14 protein-coding genes and 1 pseudogene are annotated in these 16,117 nt (G+C 61.0%); 10 read left to right on the forward strand and 5 right to left on the reverse strand.

Annotation, left to right across the window (positions count from 1 at the left end; all coding sequences use genetic code 11):
* Window positions 1–236: 236 nt before the first annotated feature.
* Window positions 237–479, reverse strand: a complete 243-nt coding sequence (locus ABVN20_RS18240) for a hypothetical protein (RefSeq protein WP_368557097.1) — start codon at window positions 477–479, stop codon at window positions 237–239.
* Between the two features lie 82 nt (window positions 480–561).
* Between ABVN20_RS18240 and ABVN20_RS18245 the strand changes: the two genes are divergently transcribed.
* The 4 genes from ABVN20_RS18245 to ABVN20_RS18260 all read left to right on the forward strand — a co-directional run bounded on the left by ABVN20_RS18245 (window position 562) and on the right by ABVN20_RS18260 (window position 7,296).
* On the forward strand, window positions 562–2,355 hold the full coding sequence (locus ABVN20_RS18245) for a DUF1302 domain-containing protein (RefSeq protein WP_368557098.1): 1,794 nt from the start codon (window positions 562–564) through the stop codon (window positions 2,353–2,355).
* A gap of 23 nt (window positions 2,356–2,378) precedes the next feature.
* Window positions 2,379–3,746, forward strand: a complete 1,368-nt coding sequence (locus ABVN20_RS18250) for a DUF1329 domain-containing protein (protein ID WP_368557099.1) — start codon at window positions 2,379–2,381, stop codon at window positions 3,744–3,746.
* A gap of 140 nt (window positions 3,747–3,886) precedes the next feature.
* Entirely contained in the window at window positions 3,887–6,433 is a 2,547-nt protein-coding gene (locus ABVN20_RS18255; protein WP_368557100.1) for a LuxR C-terminal-related transcriptional regulator, read from the forward strand.
* A 182-nt stretch (window positions 6,434–6,615) separates the two neighbouring features.
* Window positions 6,616–7,296, forward strand: a complete 681-nt coding sequence (locus ABVN20_RS18260) for a hypothetical protein (protein ID WP_368557101.1) — start codon at window positions 6,616–6,618, stop codon at window positions 7,294–7,296.
* On the opposite strand, the gene ABVN20_RS18265 is transcribed toward ABVN20_RS18260, so the two are convergent.
* Window positions 7,274–8,083, reverse strand: coding sequence for an IclR family transcriptional regulator (locus ABVN20_RS18265; protein ID WP_368557102.1), 810 nt, complete (start codon window positions 8,081–8,083; stop codon window positions 7,274–7,276). The two genes, ABVN20_RS18260 and ABVN20_RS18265, sit on opposite strands and share 23 nt — an antisense overlap.
* A gap of 164 nt (window positions 8,084–8,247) precedes the next feature.
* Between ABVN20_RS18265 and hmgA the strand changes: the two genes are divergently transcribed.
* From hmgA to maiA, 3 genes are read left to right on the forward strand one after another with little or no spacing between them, the layout of a single operon-like run.
* Window positions 8,248–9,552, forward strand: a complete 1,305-nt coding sequence (gene hmgA / locus ABVN20_RS18270) for a homogentisate 1,2-dioxygenase (protein ID WP_368557103.1) — start codon at window positions 8,248–8,250, stop codon at window positions 9,550–9,552.
* Window positions 9,553–9,555: 3 nt separating this feature from the next.
* Window positions 9,556–10,860, forward strand: coding sequence for a fumarylacetoacetase (fahA, locus tag ABVN20_RS18275; RefSeq protein WP_368557104.1), 1,305 nt, complete (start codon window positions 9,556–9,558; stop codon window positions 10,858–10,860).
* 12 nt (window positions 10,861–10,872) lie between these two features.
* Window positions 10,873–11,508, forward strand: a complete 636-nt coding sequence (gene maiA, locus ABVN20_RS18280) for a maleylacetoacetate isomerase (protein WP_368557105.1) — start codon at window positions 10,873–10,875, stop codon at window positions 11,506–11,508.
* 153 nt (window positions 11,509–11,661) lie between these two features.
* On the opposite strand, the gene ABVN20_RS18285 is transcribed toward maiA, so the two are convergent.
* Window positions 11,662–12,465: a SirB1 family protein gene (locus tag ABVN20_RS18285; RefSeq protein ID WP_368557106.1), complete on the reverse strand. Its 804-nt coding sequence runs from the start codon at window positions 12,463–12,465 to the stop codon at window positions 11,662–11,664.
* A 173-nt stretch (window positions 12,466–12,638) separates the two neighbouring features.
* Here ABVN20_RS18285 and ABVN20_RS18290 point away from each other — a divergent pair, with 173 nt between their 5' ends.
* Complete coding sequence (locus tag ABVN20_RS18290; RefSeq protein WP_368557107.1) at window positions 12,639–13,658, forward strand: Glu/Leu/Phe/Val dehydrogenase dimerization domain-containing protein; 1,020 nt, start codon at window positions 12,639–12,641, stop codon at window positions 13,656–13,658.
* A 178-nt stretch (window positions 13,659–13,836) separates the two neighbouring features.
* On the opposite strand, the pseudogene ABVN20_RS18295 reads toward ABVN20_RS18290, so the two are convergent.
* Window positions 13,837–14,076, reverse strand: a pseudogene (locus ABVN20_RS18295) (YebG family protein); the annotation flags it as partial.
* 311 nt (window positions 14,077–14,387) lie between these two features.
* Between ABVN20_RS18295 and ABVN20_RS18300 the strand changes: the two are divergent.
* Complete coding sequence (locus tag ABVN20_RS18300; RefSeq protein ID WP_368557108.1) at window positions 14,388–14,888, forward strand: phosphate-starvation-inducible protein PsiE; 501 nt, start codon at window positions 14,388–14,390, stop codon at window positions 14,886–14,888.
* On the opposite strand, the gene ABVN20_RS18305 is transcribed toward ABVN20_RS18300, so the two are convergent.
* The gene (locus ABVN20_RS18305; protein WP_368557109.1) at window positions 14,885–15,202 is read right to left on the reverse strand and encodes a DUF3509 domain-containing protein; all 318 of its coding nucleotides are present in this window, start codon (window positions 15,200–15,202) and stop codon (window positions 14,885–14,887) included. The two genes, ABVN20_RS18300 and ABVN20_RS18305, sit on opposite strands and share 4 nt — an antisense overlap.
* Window positions 15,203–15,709: 507 nt before the next feature.
* Between ABVN20_RS18305 and ABVN20_RS18310 the strand changes: the two genes are divergently transcribed.
* Window positions 15,710–16,114, forward strand: a complete 405-nt coding sequence (locus ABVN20_RS18310; RefSeq protein ID WP_368557110.1) for an HPF/RaiA family ribosome-associated protein — start codon at window positions 15,710–15,712, stop codon at window positions 16,112–16,114.
* Window positions 16,115–16,117 lie beyond the last annotated feature (3 nt).

Consider the following 16,117-nt stretch of genomic DNA (forward strand, 5'->3'; position numbering starts at 1 on the left):
TCGGCATTTCACATGGTTACCGATTCTCGTAGTCACATTCGGCAAGTGATGTAGGTGCTCGCGATGCCCTCAAGCGCGCCAGCAGGAAAAACCAGGCCAAAAAAAAGCCGCTGCAAACGCAGCGGCCAAGGTAAGACGTTGGATCAAGGAGCTACAAATCAACGTCAGGTGCACACCGGGGGGATGAGTCGAAACCTTCGAATCATCTGAATTCTGGCGCCGGCGGTGTGGGCGGGTCACACACCGTCGAAGCGGGCTTTCAGCGGCTTTTCGTGAAAGCCAGGCAAGAATAAACCCCTGAGCGGAAAGGAAAAATAGCGATTCCAGACAAGCAGTGTTGCAGGCTGAGCAACAGTCCGCCGCGCAGGATTGCAGCGGGTCCGTTCCATCATGCGCCTGACTGATCGGCCACCATCCACTGCATCCATACCGCGCTCAAACCCCTGCGCGGCAAGGCTGTTCATCCTTTCGAGCGACACCGCAAATACCTCCTTCGTGCGCTTATCGCCTCCTGGCGGCGGCAGTAGGGTGTGGCCTTCTGTCACTCACCGGGGAAGACGCATGACAAAAACAACAATGCGCGCCATCTTCACGCCGCAGGCGCTGGCCGCTGCGGTGGCCTTGGGCTGCTGTGCCCAGGCGCAGGCCGTTTCATTCAACATTGGCGAGATCGAAGCCACGTTCGATTCCTCGCTGTCCGTGGGCGCGAGCTGGGGCATGCGCGATGCCAAGCAGTCGCTGGTGGGGACAGTCAATGGCGGCAGCGGCCAGGCGTCGACCGGTGACGATGGCCGCCAGAACTTCACCAAGGGCGAAACCTTCTCGAAGATTTTCAAGGGCATTCACGACCTCGAACTCAAGTACGGCGACACCGGCGTATTCGTGCGAGGCAAGTACTGGTACGACTTCGAACTCAAGGACGAAAACCGGCCGTTCAAGCCCATCAGCGACCACAACCGCAAGGAAGGCTCCAAGTCGGCGGGGGCGGAGATCCTCGATGCCTTCGTCTACCACAACTACTCCATCGGCGAGCTGCCGGGCACCGTGCGCGCCGGCAAGCAGGTGGTCAGTTGGGGGGAAAGCACCTTCATCGGCAACTCGATCAACAGCATCAACCCCATCGACGTTTCGGCGTTTCGCCGGCCGGGCGCCGAGATCAAGGAAGGCCTGATTCCGGTGAACATGCTGTTCGCCTCCCAGGGCCTGACCGACAAGCTGACCGTGGAAGGTTTCTACCAGCTGGAGTGGGACCAGACCGTCCTCGACAACTGCGGCACCTTCTTCGGTGGTGACGTGGCGGCCGATGGCTGCACCACCGGCTACACCGTCGCCAGCCCGGCGATCGCCCCGTTGCAGCCGATTGCCGCGGCATTCGGCCAGGGTTTCCAGGTCAGCAGGGAAGGCGTGATCGTGCCCCGTGGCGGCGACCGCGATGCCCGTGACTCGGGGCAATGGGGCACGGCATTGCGCTGGCTGGGCGACGACACCGAGTACGGCCTGTACTTCATGAACTATCACAGCCGCTCGCCGTATGTCAGCACCAGCACCGCCGGGCTGAGCACCCTGGCGCGACTGCCGGCAATCATCGCCGCCGCCAACGCCATCGCTCCCGGCAGTGGTGCAGGGCTGGCCCAGAGCGTGATGCTCGGTCGTGGCCAGTACTACCTCGAATACCCGGAAGACATTCGTCTGTATGGCGCGAGCTTCTCCACCACCCTGCCCACCGGCACCGCCTGGACCGGCGAGATCAGCTATCGGCCCAACCTGCCGGTGCAGATCAACAGCACCGACCTGACCCTGGCCATGGTCAACCCGATTGCCGGCGGCACGGCCTCGCCGATCGCCACGGCGCCGGGGGCCGACAACAAGGGCTATCGCCGCAAGGAAGTGACCCAGATACAGAGCAGCCTGACGCACTTCATTGATCAGGTCGCCGGCGCCGACCGGTTGACCCTGGTGGGTGAAGCGGCGGTGGTGCATGTCGCTGGGCTGGAGGATAAAAGCAAGCTGCGCTACGGCCGCGATTCGGTCTACGGCCAATACGGCTTCGGTGGCGACACCGACGGTTTTGTCACCTCGACGTCCTGGGGTTACCGCGCCCGAGCCATCCTCGAATACAACAACGTCATCGCCGGGATCAATTTCAAACCCAACCTGTCGTGGTCCCACGACGTCAACGGTTATGGCCCCAACGGCCTGTTCAACGAAGGCGCCAAGGCAATCAGCGTCGGCGTCGATGCCGACTACCGCAACACCTACACCGCGAGCCTGAGTTACACCGACTTCTTCGGTGGTGACTACAACACCCTGGAAGACCGTGACTTCCTGGCGTTGAGCTTTGGCGTGAACTTCTGATCTGGCTGAGAAGGATGATTTTGATGCGCAAGATGATTTTGCAATGCAGCGTTCTGGCCCTCGGCCTGTTGGCTGCCAATGTGATGGCGGCGGTGTCGCCCGAAGAAGCCAACAAACTGGGCACCAGCCTGACGCCATTGGGCGCCGAAAAGGCCGGTAACGCCGACGGCTCGATCCCGGCCTGGACCGGCGGCCTGCCGAAAAATGCCGGGGCGGTGGACAGCAAGGGCTTTCTGGCCGACCCGTTCGCCAACGAAAAGCCGCTGTTCACCATTACCGCGGCGAACGTCGACCAGTACAAGGACAAACTGTCCGACGGCCAGGTCGCGATGTTCAAGCGTTACCCACAGACCTACAAAATCCCGGTCTACCCAAGCCACCGCACGGCAGCCTTGCCCACGGAGATCTACGAGTCGGCCAAGCGCAGCGCCTTGAACGTGACGCCGATCAACGACGGCAACGGCCTGGCCAATTTCACCGGCAACCGTTACTACGCCTTTCCGATTCCGAAGAACGGCGTCGAAGTGATCTGGAACCACATCACCCGTTACCACGGTGGCAACCTGCGGCGCACCATCACCCAGGCCACGCCGCAGTCCAACGGCGATTTCACGGTGATCCGCTTCAAGGATGAAGTGGCGGTGCCGTCCCTGCTGGGCGACCTGAAGCCGGGCAGCGACGACAACGTGCTCAACTATTTCAAGCAGGAAGTGACCGCTCCGGCACGGCTGGCAGGCAACGTGCTGCTGGTCCACGAAACCCTCGACCAGGTCAAGGAACCGCGCAAGGCCTGGATCTACAACGCCGGCCAGCGTCGTGTGCGCCGTGCGCCGCAGGTGGCGTATGACGGCGTCGGCACTTCGTCCGACGGCCTGCGCACCACCGACAACTTCGACATGTTTTCCGGCGCGCCGGATCGCTACGACTGGAAGCTGATCGGCAAGAAGGAAATGTACATCCCCTACAACAGCTACAAGCTCGACTCGCCCGACCTCAAATACACCGATGTGATCAAGGCCGGGCACATCAACCAGGACCTGACCCGCTACGAGCTGCACCGGGTCTGGGAAGTGGTCGCCACGGTCAAGCCCAACGAGCGGCACGTGTATGCCAAGCGCCACATGTACATCGACGAAGACACCTGGCAGGTGGCATTGGCAGACCACTACGACGGTCGCGGGCAACTGTGGCGTGTTGCCGAAGGGCATGCGCAGAACTACTACGATCACCAGGTGCCGGCCTATACCGTCGAAGCGCTGTATGACCTGATTGCCGGACGCTATATCGCCCTGGGCATGAAGAACGAAGAGAAGCGCAGTTTCGAGTTCGGTATCGAAGCTAAAGCGGGTGACTACACACCTGCTGCACTGCGGAGTACAGGGGTCAGGTGATGATTCCTACATAGCCTTCGGAAAAAGGTGACTTAATAGTCACCTTTTTTATTGGCATTGATCAGCGTGTTGAATACTTCTTCAACAAGCCGTGTGCACAGGGCTAGGGTGGTGCAACAAAAATAACAAGGCCTGTGCTAATGACCGCCATGACAGCATGGCCGGACCGTCCTGGATTCCTGCCCCGTTTATCTTCCCATCACCGCTCTCGGGATCGGCTGATCGAGCCGCTGCTGGCCTCGATGGCACGGGTGAAACTGCTGTGTGCCCCGGCGGGGAGCGGCAAGAGTGCGCTGCTGATCGAGTGCCTGCTGCGCGCTCCGGCGTCATGTCACGTCTGTTGGTTGCCGTTGGCGGGGGCCTCGATCAGTGCCGATGAATTTCTCCAGCGCCTGGCCCAGGCGCTGGGAGCAGACGCGACGGACGAAGCCGGCCTGCTCGCGTACCTGGCGCGGCCGTCGATGCCGATCTGGCTGTGCGTGGATGATTTTTGCCGCACGCCCAACCCGGAGCTGGATGCGTTGCTCGACCGGCTGTTGTCGTTCAGCAGCCCGGCCGTCACCTGGTGGTTGAGTGCGCGCCGCCTTCCCGCGTGCAATTGGCCGCGGCTGTTGCTCGCCGACGAACTCTACGACTGCGAACGCGAGACCCTGGCGTTCACCCACAGCGAGATCGCCGCGCTGCTGCACCACTTGGAACCTGCGCACGCAGCCAGGCGTGCCAGCCGGATTGTCGAATTAAGTGGCGGCTGGTGCGCAGGCGTGCGGATCGCCCTGCTGCAAAAGTGCGACTGGTCGCGCAACGAGCAATTGCACGGTCGAGCGGACACCTTGCACAACTACCTCGAACATGAACTGTTCAGCATGCTCACCCCGGAGTTGAGTGAAGCCTGGCGAGTGCTGGCGCATCTGCCGCGCTTCAATGCCCGCCTGTGCGAACACCTGTTCGGCGCGGGCGAGGGCGCGCAGTACCTGAGTACCTTGCAGGCCCTGGGTTGCTTCATCGAACCCTGGCGTGATTCCACCGACTGGTTGCAGATCTTCGCGCCGCTGACGCGCCTGATGCGCGAGGAGCAGTGGCCACAGGCACGCTCCTGGCATCGCCGTGCCTGCCAGTGGTTCAGCGCCGAGCACGACTGGAAGGCGGCTTTCGAACAGGCCTTGCTGGCTGAGGAATTCGAAGTGGCCGTCAGCCTGTTGCAGCATTTCAGTTTCGAGCACCTGTTCGAGGAACAGACGGTGGTGCTGCTGTTGCGTCTGCATGAGCGCAAAGGGGATGCCCTGATGCTCGGGTCGCCGCAACTGGTCGGGCTGATCAGTTCGGCCTTGCTCATCGCCGGACGCTTCGAACAGGCGGGGGAATGCATCGACAACCTGTCGCGTTTTCTGCCCCAGCCATCGGTACTGTTGCAGCAGCAACTGATCGCCCGGTGGCAGACGTTGCAGGGCTGGCGCTTGCATTTGCAGGGTTGCATGCAGGCTTCGCGGGCGCATTTCCTGGAGGCGCTCGAGGTCCTCGGGGCACCTCTCTGGAGCGTCCGTTTGATGTGCCTGTCGGGGCTGACCCAGCAGGCGCTGCTGACGGGTGAGCTTGACATCGCCCAAGCGCTCAACCGTGATGCATTGTGCCTGGCACGCGAGCAGGGCTCGCTCGTGTTCGAAGGTTTGCTGGAGCTCGACCATGCGCAACTGCTGGAGCAACGAGGGGCGCTCGCCCGGGCAGAGCAGCTCCTGGCGAACATGCACGGATTACTCATCGAGCAACAACCGCGCGCAGAGCCGTTGTTGGGGCGTATTGCCTTGCGTTGCGGGCGACTTCTCCTGTCCCAGGGCGAGGAAACGCTGGCGGCTGTGCAGTTCGAGAATGGCCTGAAACTCTCCCTGCGCAGTCATGACAAGCGCGCGTTGTACGGTTTTCTCGGCTTGGCGCAACTCGCTGCCAACCGCCTGGATTATGCCCAGGCATTTGTGCTGTTGCGTGATGCAGAAAGGCTGATGCAGCAGCGGCGGATTCCGGAAACGGTCTACCGTGGCGTGTTGTTGCAGGTCAGCAGTCACTTCTGGTTGCAGCAGGGCCGCCCGGAACTGGCTCGAGAAGCCCTGAATAGATTGCTGCGTCACTATCGCGGACCCAATGCACTTCAGGCACCGCCAGCCACGCTGTCGTTGGTCGCGCGGGTCGAGTACCAATTGGTGCTCGCAGAGACGCAACTGCAATTGACTCAACGGCCACTGGAGCGCTTGCAACCCCTGCTCGATCACGCACGGCACCACGCGATGCTGTCCCTGGAAGCGGAATTGCAACTGGCGTGCGCTGAGGTGGCTGATCTGAGCGGGCACACCGAGCAGGCCAGGACAGCCATGGCCGCAGGCCTCGCATTAGTTGAGCGCTGCAATGCACAGCAAGCGATACGTGATTTGACCCTGCGCCAGCCGAGCCTCCAAAGCCGCTTGCGTTGTAATACGCAAGCGACCGAGCCGGCCACCGATACTACCCGGTTGAGCGCTCGAGAAGTTGAAGTTATCACGCTGATTGCCCACGGCAACTCCAATCAGCAGATCGCCGAACAACTATTTATTTCCTTGCATACGGTGAAAACCCACGCGCGGCGTATTTATGGGAAATTGGGTGTGGCGCGGCGTACTCAAGCAGTGGCAAAAGTTAAGGAGATGGGCGTTGTAAGTTAAAATTTTGGTTGTGCTGAATTGATCTTTACGAATGCATACAAGTTGTCGGTTTTAAAATTCTGGTCGCTCGTTGTATATTTTCAATCAGTCGGCAATACGACGCCGATTGTGATTGTGAACCTCTAATTTTATCGCCGAGTCGAACAGGGTGTTCGACGCTGAAGGCATGACAGGAAGTATGTATGAGTGATAGTTTTTTCTCGCAAGGCAAAATTGGGCAGTTAAAGAATACCCGGGCGGATTTTGCGGTTTATGTGTTATTGGTTGAGCGTCTTCAGAAGTTCGGAGTCAATCCGCATGTTACCTTCCTGAATTCGATCGATGTCAGCAGTGATCAGGTGACAGCCGCTACTTCGCTCTTCGACGAGGCACTCGCTTGGGTCGAAAAAGAAGCGGTTCCTGATTACGCGCGAAATACCATGTTGATATCCCGTGCACGATATTCCAGGGAGCCCAAGGACCTGATCGACGGTTTGACGGTCATTGTCTTCGAGAGCATCGTGAGTGATATTGTCAAGGCGTTGACCGCGGAACCTTCGATCAATACTTTAAAGCGCAATATCAAATCGGTCACGGTCGAAGATGTTCGCGTTGCGTTGCGCGACGTGACCAGCGTTAATATTGATGAAGTGTACTTGACGACGTCGGGGATGTCCGGCGGTGAGCTGATAGCTGTTGAATCGAAAAGTATCGTCGAAGATATTTACAGCAGCTTTCAACATAATGAAATTCCTTACTATTATGGTGAGGGCGGTGTTTACACAGTGCGCGGCACTCTTGAAGAACAATATCGCCATCCTCAATTGAGCAAAAGTGACATCAGCCAAATGGTGGTCGCGATCATTCCTGTATTCCTGGTCTGATCCCGATGGGGTCCTGATAACCCATGCGCCAACTAACGGCCCGCGTCGCCGCCAGCAATCGCTGCGCCGCCGGGCCGTTTTCGTCTGCGTGAAACAATGAAGTCGGACCCACGACAGTCATGACCGCCGCCACGTTACCCAGGGCATTGAACACCGGGGCAGACAGCGCGTCGACGCCCGGCATCAACAAGCCATGGACATGGTGCAGGCCACGCTGGCGAATCTGTTCGCCCAACTGCGCATAGGTCTGCTCGTCGGCCAGGGCATGGGTCTTGGCGCTCTGCAATTCCTGCTCACGCAATTCGATGGTTTCGCGCTTGGGCAGAAAGGCGCCGAAGACCAGCCCGGTGGATGAACTGAGCAGCGGCAACACCGAACCCAGTTGCGTCACCACCGTCACCGCGCGCACCGCCGGTTCGATGTGCACCACGGTGGCGCCCTGGTTGCCCCACACCGCCAGAAAGCAGGTTTCGTTCAGTTCGTCGCGCAACTCGGCCAGGGGCAGGGCGCCGACTTTCAGCACGTCCATACTGTTGAGTGCCGCCAGGCCGACACGCAGGGCTTCACGCCCCAAGCCGTAATGGTTGGTGGCGGTGTTCTGTTCGGCGAAACCGCTGGCGATCAGCGCCTGCAAATAGCGATGAACCTTGCTCGCCGGCATCTGCACATGTTCGGCCAGGCGCGACAGGCTCGTCGAGGGCGACAACTCGGCCAGCGCCTTGAGGATGTCGGTGCCGACCTCGGCCGAGCGGACTTTCTGTTTATCGTTGCTGCGCGGCGTTTCCATGATGGCGGTCTGATCCGTAACAAATGGGCGTCTTTATAGCTTGACGGTCAATAGCGATCAAATTACGTTAAGCGTAATTGAATTACGATAAAAACAACCCAGGCGTGCCAGAACCTCTGCGACAGAGTGACGGGCCATTGCCTGCTCCCTGTTCAGGAGGCTCCATGAACCTCGATTCAACGGCGCCAGCGCTGGCTTATCAGTCGGGCTTCGGCAACCAATTTTCCAGCGAGGCGTTGCCCGGCGCGCTGCCGGTCGGCCAGAACTCCCCACAAAAAGCCCCCTACGGCCTGTACACCGAATTGCTGTCCGGCACCGCCTTCACCATGCCGCGTAGTGAAGCGCGACGCACCTGGATGTACCGCATCCAGCCGTCGGCCAATCACCCGGCGTTCGTCAAACTCGAGCGGCAACTGGCCGGCGGGCCGCTGGGGGAAGTGACGCCCAACCGCCTGCGCTGGAATGCCCTGGAATTGCCGACCCAGCCGACCGACTTCATCGACGGCCTGATCAGCATGGCCGCCAACGGCAGCGCCGACAAACCGGCGGGCATCAGCATTCACCAGTACCTCGCCAATCAGTCGATGCAACGGGTGTTCTTCAACGCCGACGGGGAAATGCTGCTGGTGCCGCAACTGGGCCGGCTGCGCATCGTCACCGAGCTGGGGGTGCTGGAAGTCGAGCCGCTGGAAATCGCCGTGTTGCCGCGCGGGGTGAAATTCCGTGTCGAACTGCTCGACCCGCAGGCACGCGGTTACGTCGCTGAAAACCATGGCGCGCCGCTGCGCCTGCCGGACCTGGGCCCCATCGGCAGCAACGGCCTGGCCAATACGCGAGACTTCCTGGCGCCGGTCGCGCACTACGAGCACCTCACGCAACCCACCACCCTGGTGCAGAAATTTCTCGGCCAGTTGTGGGGCTGCGAACTCGATCATTCGCCGCTCAACGTGGTCGCCTGGCACGGCAACAACGTGCCGTACAAGTATGACCTGCGGCGCTTCAACACCATCGGCACGGTCAGCTTCGATCATCCTGACCCGTCGATCTTCACGGTACTGACTTCGCCGACCAGCGTGCATGGCCTGGCCAACCTCGATTTCGTGATCTTCCCGCCACGCTGGATGGTCGCGGAAAACACCTTCCGCCCGCCGTGGTTCCACCGCAACCTGATGAACGAATTCATGGGCCTGATCAAGGGCGAGTACGACGCCAAGGCTGAGGACTTCGTGCCTGGCGGTGCTTCGCTGCACAGCTGCATGAGTGCCCACGGCCCGGACGGCGAGACCTGTACCCGGGCGATCAACGCCGAGCTGGCCCCGGCCAAGATCGACAACACCATGGCCTTCATGTTCGAGACCAGCCAGGTGCTGCGCCCGAGCCGCTTCGCCCTCGACTGCCCGCAACTGCAACCCCGTTACGATGCTTGCTGGGCGTCGCTGCCCGCCACTTTCGACCCGACCCGGAGATAACCCATGACACAGACTTCCATCACTCGCAGCTGGGTTGCTTCCGCCAACGACCATGCCGATTTCCCCCTGCAAAACCTGCCGCTGGGAGTGTTCAGCGTGAAGGGTTCGGCGCCGCGCAGCGGGGTGGCCATCGGTGAGCACATCTTCGATCTGGAGGCGGCACTGGATGTGGGGCTGTTCGAGGGGGCGGCCAAGGTCGCCGTCGAAGCCACCCGTGGCGGCCAGCTCAATGGCTTCTTCGCGCTGGGGCGTGAGGCCCGCGTGGCCCTGCGTGAACGCCTGATCGAATTGCTGCGCGAGGGCAGCACCCTGCACGGCAAGATCGAAGCCCAGGGCGCCAGGCTGCTGCCGTTGGCCGCCGATTGTGCAATGCACCTGCCGGCCAGCATCGGCGACTACACCGACTTCTACGTCGGCATCGAGCACGCGCAAAACGTCGGCAAACTGTTCCGCCCCGATAACCCGCTGCTGCCCAACTACAAACACGTACCGATTGGCTACCACGGTCGCGCATCGACCGTGCGCCCCTCCGGCACCGACGTTCGGCGGCCCAAGGGCCAGACCCTGCCGGCCGGCCAGAGCGAACCGACCTTCGGCCCGTGCGCGCGCCTGGATTACGAGCTGGAGCTGGGCATCTGGATCGGCCAGGGCAACGAGATGGGCGACTCGATCGCCATCGCTGACGCCGCTGAGCACATCGCCGGTTTCTGCCTGCTCAACGACTGGTCGGCGCGCGACATCCAGGCCTGGGAATACCAGCCGCTGGGGCCGTTCCTGTCGAAGAGCTTCATCACCAGCGTTTCGCCGTGGGTGGTCACCGCCGAAGCACTGCAGCCGTTCCGTTGTGCACAACCTGCGCGCCCGGAAGGCGACCCGCAGCCGTTGCCTTACCTGTTCGACCGTCGCGATCAGGACGCCGGTGCCCTGGACATCGAACTGGAAGTACTGCTGCTCACCGAAGGCCTGCGTGAACAGAAGCTGCCGGCCCATCGCCTGACCCTGAGCAACAGCCAGTACATGTACTGGACCGTGGCGCAGATGGTCGCGCACCACAGCGTCAACGGCTGTCAGTTGCAGGCCGGTGACCTGTTTGGTTCGGGCACCTTGTCGGGGCCGCAAGCGGGGCAGTTCGGCAGCCTGCTGGAAATCACCGAAGGCGGTAAAAAGCCGATCGAACTGGCCTCTGGCGAGGTGCGGAAATTCCTCGAGGATGGCGACGAAATCATCCTGCGCGCCCGCTGCCGCCGCGAGGGTTTCGCCTCGATCGGCTTTGGCGAATGTCGCGGCAAAGTGCTGCCGGCGCGTTAAGGGGAAGCGGGCATGGAACTCTACACGTACTACCGTTCGACCTCGTCCTATCGGGTGCGCATTGCGCTGGCACTCAAGGGCCTGGATTACCAGGCGTTGCCGGTCAACCTCATCGCGCCTGACGGTGGCGAGCACCGCCAGCCTGCGTACCTTGCCATCAACCCGCAAGGCCGGGTGCCGGCCCTGCGCACCGATGACGGCGAGCTGCTGGTGCAGTCACCGGCGATCATCGAGTACCTGGAGGAACGTTATCCACAGGTGCCGTTGCTGCCGCAAGCCCTCGTCGCCCGCGCCCGGGCGCGCGGCGTGGCGGCGCTGATCGGTTGCGACGTGCACCCGCTGCACAACGTCAGCGTGCTCAACCGCCTGCGCCAGTCGGGGCAGGATGAAGCCCGGGTGAACGAGTGGATCGGCCACTGGATCGGCCAGGGGCTGACGGCAGTGGAGCAGTTGATCGGCGATCAGGGCTTCTGTTTCGGCGAAACGCCCGGGCTGGCGGATGTCTACCTGATTCCGCAGTTGTATGCGGCGCAGCGCTTCAATGTGTCATTGGCGGCCTACCCGCGGATCCAGCGGGTGGCTGACTTGGCGGAACATCATCCAGCGTTCATCAAGGCGCATCCGGCGAATCAGCCAGACACCCCCTGACAGACTTTGTTGATTCCCCCTGTGGGAGCGAGCCTGCTCGCGATGAACGCAAGGACACCGCGGAGTATCAGCGACCCCGCGTCATCGTTGACGATTATCGCGAGCAGGCTCGCTCCCACAGGAGGGGGGATGCATGCCCAGGGGGATGTGTGCTCAATGCACAATGGTATTGGGCGGCAAATGCCCCAGCCGTTCCGTCAGGCGAATCCGCTGGATCGGGTCCTCGGTGAGCAGCAACGCACGCTCCAGGTCGAAGCGCTCGGCGTTGGGGCAATCCAGTCGTTGGTAGAGGCTGGCCCGGGCCAGGTAGTCGGCGGTCGTGCCGTCGCCCAGTTCGAGCACGCGCTCGGCATCAATCAATGCGGCGATGTAGTCATCGTGGGAAAGGTACAGTTGGCGCAGGTTGCGCGACAACCGCTGCAGCATCTGCGCCGGTTCGGCCGTGACCAGGTGCTCGGCGCTGAGTTTCATGTTCGGGCCGTACTGGCGATGCAGCAGTTCGCGGCAATCGTTGGGGTACAGGCGGCGCCCGCCGCACGGGTCGAGCAGATGGTCGGCACCCGGCACACGCAGGAGGAAATGCCCGGGGAAGTTGACGCCTGCCAGCGGGATTTCCAGGCCCCTGGCCAGCTCCAGGGCAATCAGTGCCAGGGCCAGCGGTTGCCCGCGTCGGCGCTCCAGCACCTTGTCGAGCAACGCCGCCTGCGGGCGCAAGGGCGAGAAGTCGTCCTGGGCGAAACCCAGATCATTCATCCGCCGTAGCAGCGGTTGCGCCAGTTCGCTCACCGGCAGCATCGGCAAGCCATAACTGACGCGCTGTTGCAGGTCGCGAAAGTGGGCCATCACCGTCGCCGGATCCACCTCCTTGTCGTGCTCGACGGCGATCCATAGCGCCGCTTCGAACAGCGCGGGCGGTGATCGTTGCAGGCAGTCGAAGAAATGTTGGCGAGGTGTCATCAAAATCTCCGGGGAATGCCTCGTTTTAGCCTCGTCTGCGGCGTTCGTCCAGTGGCTCGCCGGGTTATGTCCGAATCCCCTGTTCGCGGCGCCGCTTATTCCGGTGCGCTTCAGCAATTTTTGGGCGCAAGCCTATACTGGCGACTACAAGAAGTGATTCGGGAGCCTTTACGATGTTCGCTCTCATGCAAAGCACTCGCCTTGAATCGCTGCATCTGAGCGTCGACCCGGCGACCGGGTTGAAGGCGGTCATTGCCATTCATAACAGCCGTCTGGGGCCTGCCCTGGGCGGTTGTCGTTACCTTGCCTATCCCAGCGACGATTCTGCGGTCGCGGATGCCATTCGTCTGGCCCAGGGCATGAGTTACAAAGCCGCGCTGGCGGGCCTGGCCCAGGGTGGCGGTGTGGCGGTGATCGTCCGCCCCGCCCACGTGGAGAACCGCGGCGCATTGTTCGAAGCCTTCGGCCGTTGCATCAACCAGCTCGATGGTCGCTACATCACCGCCATCGACAGCGGCACCTCGGTGGCGGACATGGATTGCATCGCCCAGCAGACCCAGCATGTCACCAGCACCACCTCGGCGGGCGATCCGGCACCTCATGCGGCGATGGGCGTGTTCACCGGCATCCGCGCCACGGCCATGGCCCGCCTGGGTAGCGATAATCTCGAAGGCTTGCGCGTGGCGATCCAGGGCCTGGGCAATGTCGGTTACGCGCTGGCCGAGCAACTGCACGCGGTCGGTGCCGAACTGCTGGTCAGCGACATCGACCACGGCAAGGTGCAACTGGCCATGGAACAACTCAACGCCCACCCGATTGCCAATGATGCGTTGCTCAGTACGCCGTGTGACATCCTGGCGCCGTGCGGCCTCGGCGGCGTGCTCAACAGCCACAGCGTCTCGCAATTGCGCTGCTCGGCGGTGGCCGGCTCGGCGAACAATCAACTGACCCATCTGGAGGTGGCCGACCAACTGGAACGGCGGGGCATCCTCTATGCGCCGGATTACGTGATCAACTCCGGCGGGTTGATCTATGTGTCGCTCAAACACCGCGGCGAAGAGCTGGCGACGATCACCGCACACCTGTCGAAAATCAGCTCGCGGCTGACCGAGGTCTTCGCCCACGCCCAGGCGGAAAAACGCTCGCCGGCACGGGTGGCGGACGAGTTGGCGGAGAAGGTCCTGTACCGCTGAATCCAGCCTGTGACGCCTGCATGAAAAAGGCCCTGAATCATTCGACTCAGGGCCTTTTCAATTCGCGCGTCGCTTACTTGGGTGCTTTCGCGGCTTTGGCCGGCTTGGCTGGCGCGGGTGCTTCAGCTTCTTCAGCGACCGTTACCGGTTCTTCAATCACTTCGACCGGCGCATGGATCAGCTCGGAGAGGGCGTCCGGCTGGCTTTTGAACGCCTTGGCAAACACCTCGCGGTTCTTCGCCATGTAGATCCCGACTTCGTCCACCTGTTGCTCGTTCAGGGACGGAACGGCTTTTTGCAACACTTCAGCCAGCAACTCGGCCAGCTCGAGCATTTTGTCATGACGGTCAGCTTCGGCTTTATCCATGAACAAGCGCTCCAGATCTCGGCTGCTGCGGTATACCACTTCGACGGCCATTCACCACCTCACATGCCTTCACGATAGTTGTCTGTTTCGACTACTGTATCTATATACAGCGAAAAGCATAAGCCAATCCCTGCGTTTTGGATAGCCCCAGAGTAGTGGCCTTTTAATGCAGTGGCTTTTCAATGTAGCCCCAAATCTCGATTTGTCAGCCACCAGGATGGGTGCGACCAAACGCCACGGCGCGCGTTCACGGGGCGCTCGCCATCATGTGGCGGGCGTTCCTGGCCTTTTTTCTGCATGCAGAACAACCGTCACGTCCAACCCGCATCATCCGCTCCCATCGAGCTAAGGAAAGAAACATCGTGAAAATCAACTGGGCCGAAAAACTGCGGCAGAACGTGCATGAACTGGCCGAGTCCCTGGGCAACCTGTTCGTCGAGAGCTTTCACTACCTGGCGCTGTTCGCCATTGGTGCGGTGACCGCGTGGGCCGCGGTGATGGAGTTCCTGGGGATGCTCGAAAAAGGGCACATCAAGATCGACGACATTCTGTTGCTGTTCATCTACCTGGAATTGGGGGCCATGGTCGGGATTTATTTCAAGACCAACCACATGCCCGTGCGCTTCCTGATCTATGTGGCCATCACGGCGCTGACCCGCTTGCTGATTTCCAACGTGTCACATCACAACCCGCCGGACCTGGGGATCATCTACCTGTGTGGCGGCATTCTGCTGCTGGCGTTCGCGATTCTGGTGGTGCGCTACGCCTCGTCGCAATTCCCTTCGGTGAAGATCGAGCACCCGCAACGCAAGGTCGGTGCGGGTTCAGGCGAACACCCGGAAGTGGAAAAAGGCGAACTCTAAAAGCGCATGGCTGGCCGTTGCTGCCCTTTGGCGGGCGGTGGCGGCAGGCTGCGACTGTCACTGTCGGTCATGGCTTCAAGGATGGTCAGGGCGCTGTGGCCCTGTTCGATGGCAATGCCGAACTGAATGCTCTGCACCAGGCGCTTGAGGCGTTTGGGGTCATTGCGCTGATCGCTGCTGATCATCCTCTTGGCGACGATGCGCCCATTGTTGGACAGGGTCAGCATGATGCTGCCGTCCAGCCCCTGAATGCTCAGGTTGATCTGGTAGTCCGGCGCGAATGCATCGGTAATCAATTGAAATGGGTTGTCCATGATGCGTCACCGCCTGAATTGAACGTGCAGTTGTTGACCGGTCATGAGCAAGTTGGTTCGCAACTCCGGACCATCGGATACTCTGCAAGCCCCATGCCGCCCTTCGGCCTTGATACTCCCTGTGGGAGCGAGCCTGCTCGCGATGAACGCCAGGACGACGCGGACTAAAGGGACAAACGCAAGGCTCGACCACTCATCGCCTACCTCGATTCATAGGCATTCGATGCGCGAAGTGAACGCCCGATTCGGGGCAGGAGGTGAGTTCGATGAGCGCTGGCAGGGCAGCGAATGTGAGCAATTATGACAAGTAAGTGAAGCGACCCAACTCCCGACCTTACCAGCGCTTTTGCCCGTTGTCCGGCTTTTTTTGCTACTGAAAAATTATCTTTTTTTAGGGGTTGAAATGTTCTGCGCGCAGACCGATTGTGTAAGCAAGAGGTCACGGTGATGACGCCCAAGGGCCAGCCGAGCGGCCTCTCGCGAGCTAGCTGAAATAAGGGATGAACTATGCAAATCCAAGTCAACAGCGATAACCATATTCAAAGCAGCATCCGACTGGAGGAGTGGGTACGTACTACCATTGAGAGCACGCTCGAACGTTATGAAGAGGACCTGACCCGCGTCGAGGTCCACCTGCGGGACGAGAACGGCGACAAGCCCGGTCCCCACGATATGCGCTGCCAACTGGAGGCGCGGCCAAAAGGCCATCAACCAGTGTCCGTCACTCATAAAGCCGACACCCTGGAGCAAGCGATCGACGGTGCGGCGGAAAAACTCGAACACGCCCTTGAGCATCTGTTCGGCAAATTGCGCGGCAAGCCTCGCGCTACCGTGGTGCCAATCGACCGAAGGGCCGATGCGCTGCTCGAAGACGAATTCCTCGAAAACGAACAGGCTGCACAAAACGGCTGATTC

Source organism: Pseudomonas sp. MYb118, assembly GCF_040947875.1.
Taxonomy (GTDB): domain Bacteria; phylum Pseudomonadota; class Gammaproteobacteria; order Pseudomonadales; family Pseudomonadaceae; genus Aquipseudomonas.

Excerpts from the sequence above, each read along its gene's own strand:
- ABVN20_RS18305 (WP_368557109.1), bottom strand. The coding sequence starts at position 15,202 with ATGGACAACCCATTTCAATTGATTACCGATGCATTCGCGCCGGACTAC.
- ABVN20_RS18265 (WP_368557102.1), bottom strand. The coding sequence starts at position 8,083 with ATGGAAACGCCGCGCAGCAACGATAAACAGAAAGTCCGCTCGGCCGAG.
- maiA (WP_368557105.1), top strand. The coding sequence starts at position 10,873 with ATGGAACTCTACACGTACTACCGTTCGACCTCGTCCTATCGGGTGCGC.
- ABVN20_RS18290 (WP_368557107.1), top strand. The coding sequence starts at position 12,639 with ATGTTCGCTCTCATGCAAAGCACTCGCCTTGAATCGCTGCATCTGAGC.
- ABVN20_RS18260 (WP_368557101.1), top strand. The coding sequence starts at position 6,616 with ATGAGTGATAGTTTTTTCTCGCAAGGCAAAATTGGGCAGTTAAAGAAT.
- ABVN20_RS18245 (WP_368557098.1), top strand. The coding sequence starts at position 562 with ATGACAAAAACAACAATGCGCGCCATCTTCACGCCGCAGGCGCTGGCC.
- ABVN20_RS18250 (WP_368557099.1), top strand. The coding sequence starts at position 2,379 with ATGCGCAAGATGATTTTGCAATGCAGCGTTCTGGCCCTCGGCCTGTTG.
- ABVN20_RS18255 (WP_368557100.1), top strand. The coding sequence starts at position 3,887 with ATGACCGCCATGACAGCATGGCCGGACCGTCCTGGATTCCTGCCCCGT.
- hmgA (WP_368557103.1), top strand. The coding sequence starts at position 8,248 with ATGAACCTCGATTCAACGGCGCCAGCGCTGGCTTATCAGTCGGGCTTC.
- fahA (WP_368557104.1), top strand. The coding sequence starts at position 9,556 with ATGACACAGACTTCCATCACTCGCAGCTGGGTTGCTTCCGCCAACGAC.
- ABVN20_RS18285 (WP_368557106.1), bottom strand. The coding sequence starts at position 12,465 with ATGACACCTCGCCAACATTTCTTCGACTGCCTGCAACGATCACCGCCC.
- ABVN20_RS18310 (WP_368557110.1), top strand. The coding sequence starts at position 15,710 with ATGCAAATCCAAGTCAACAGCGATAACCATATTCAAAGCAGCATCCGA.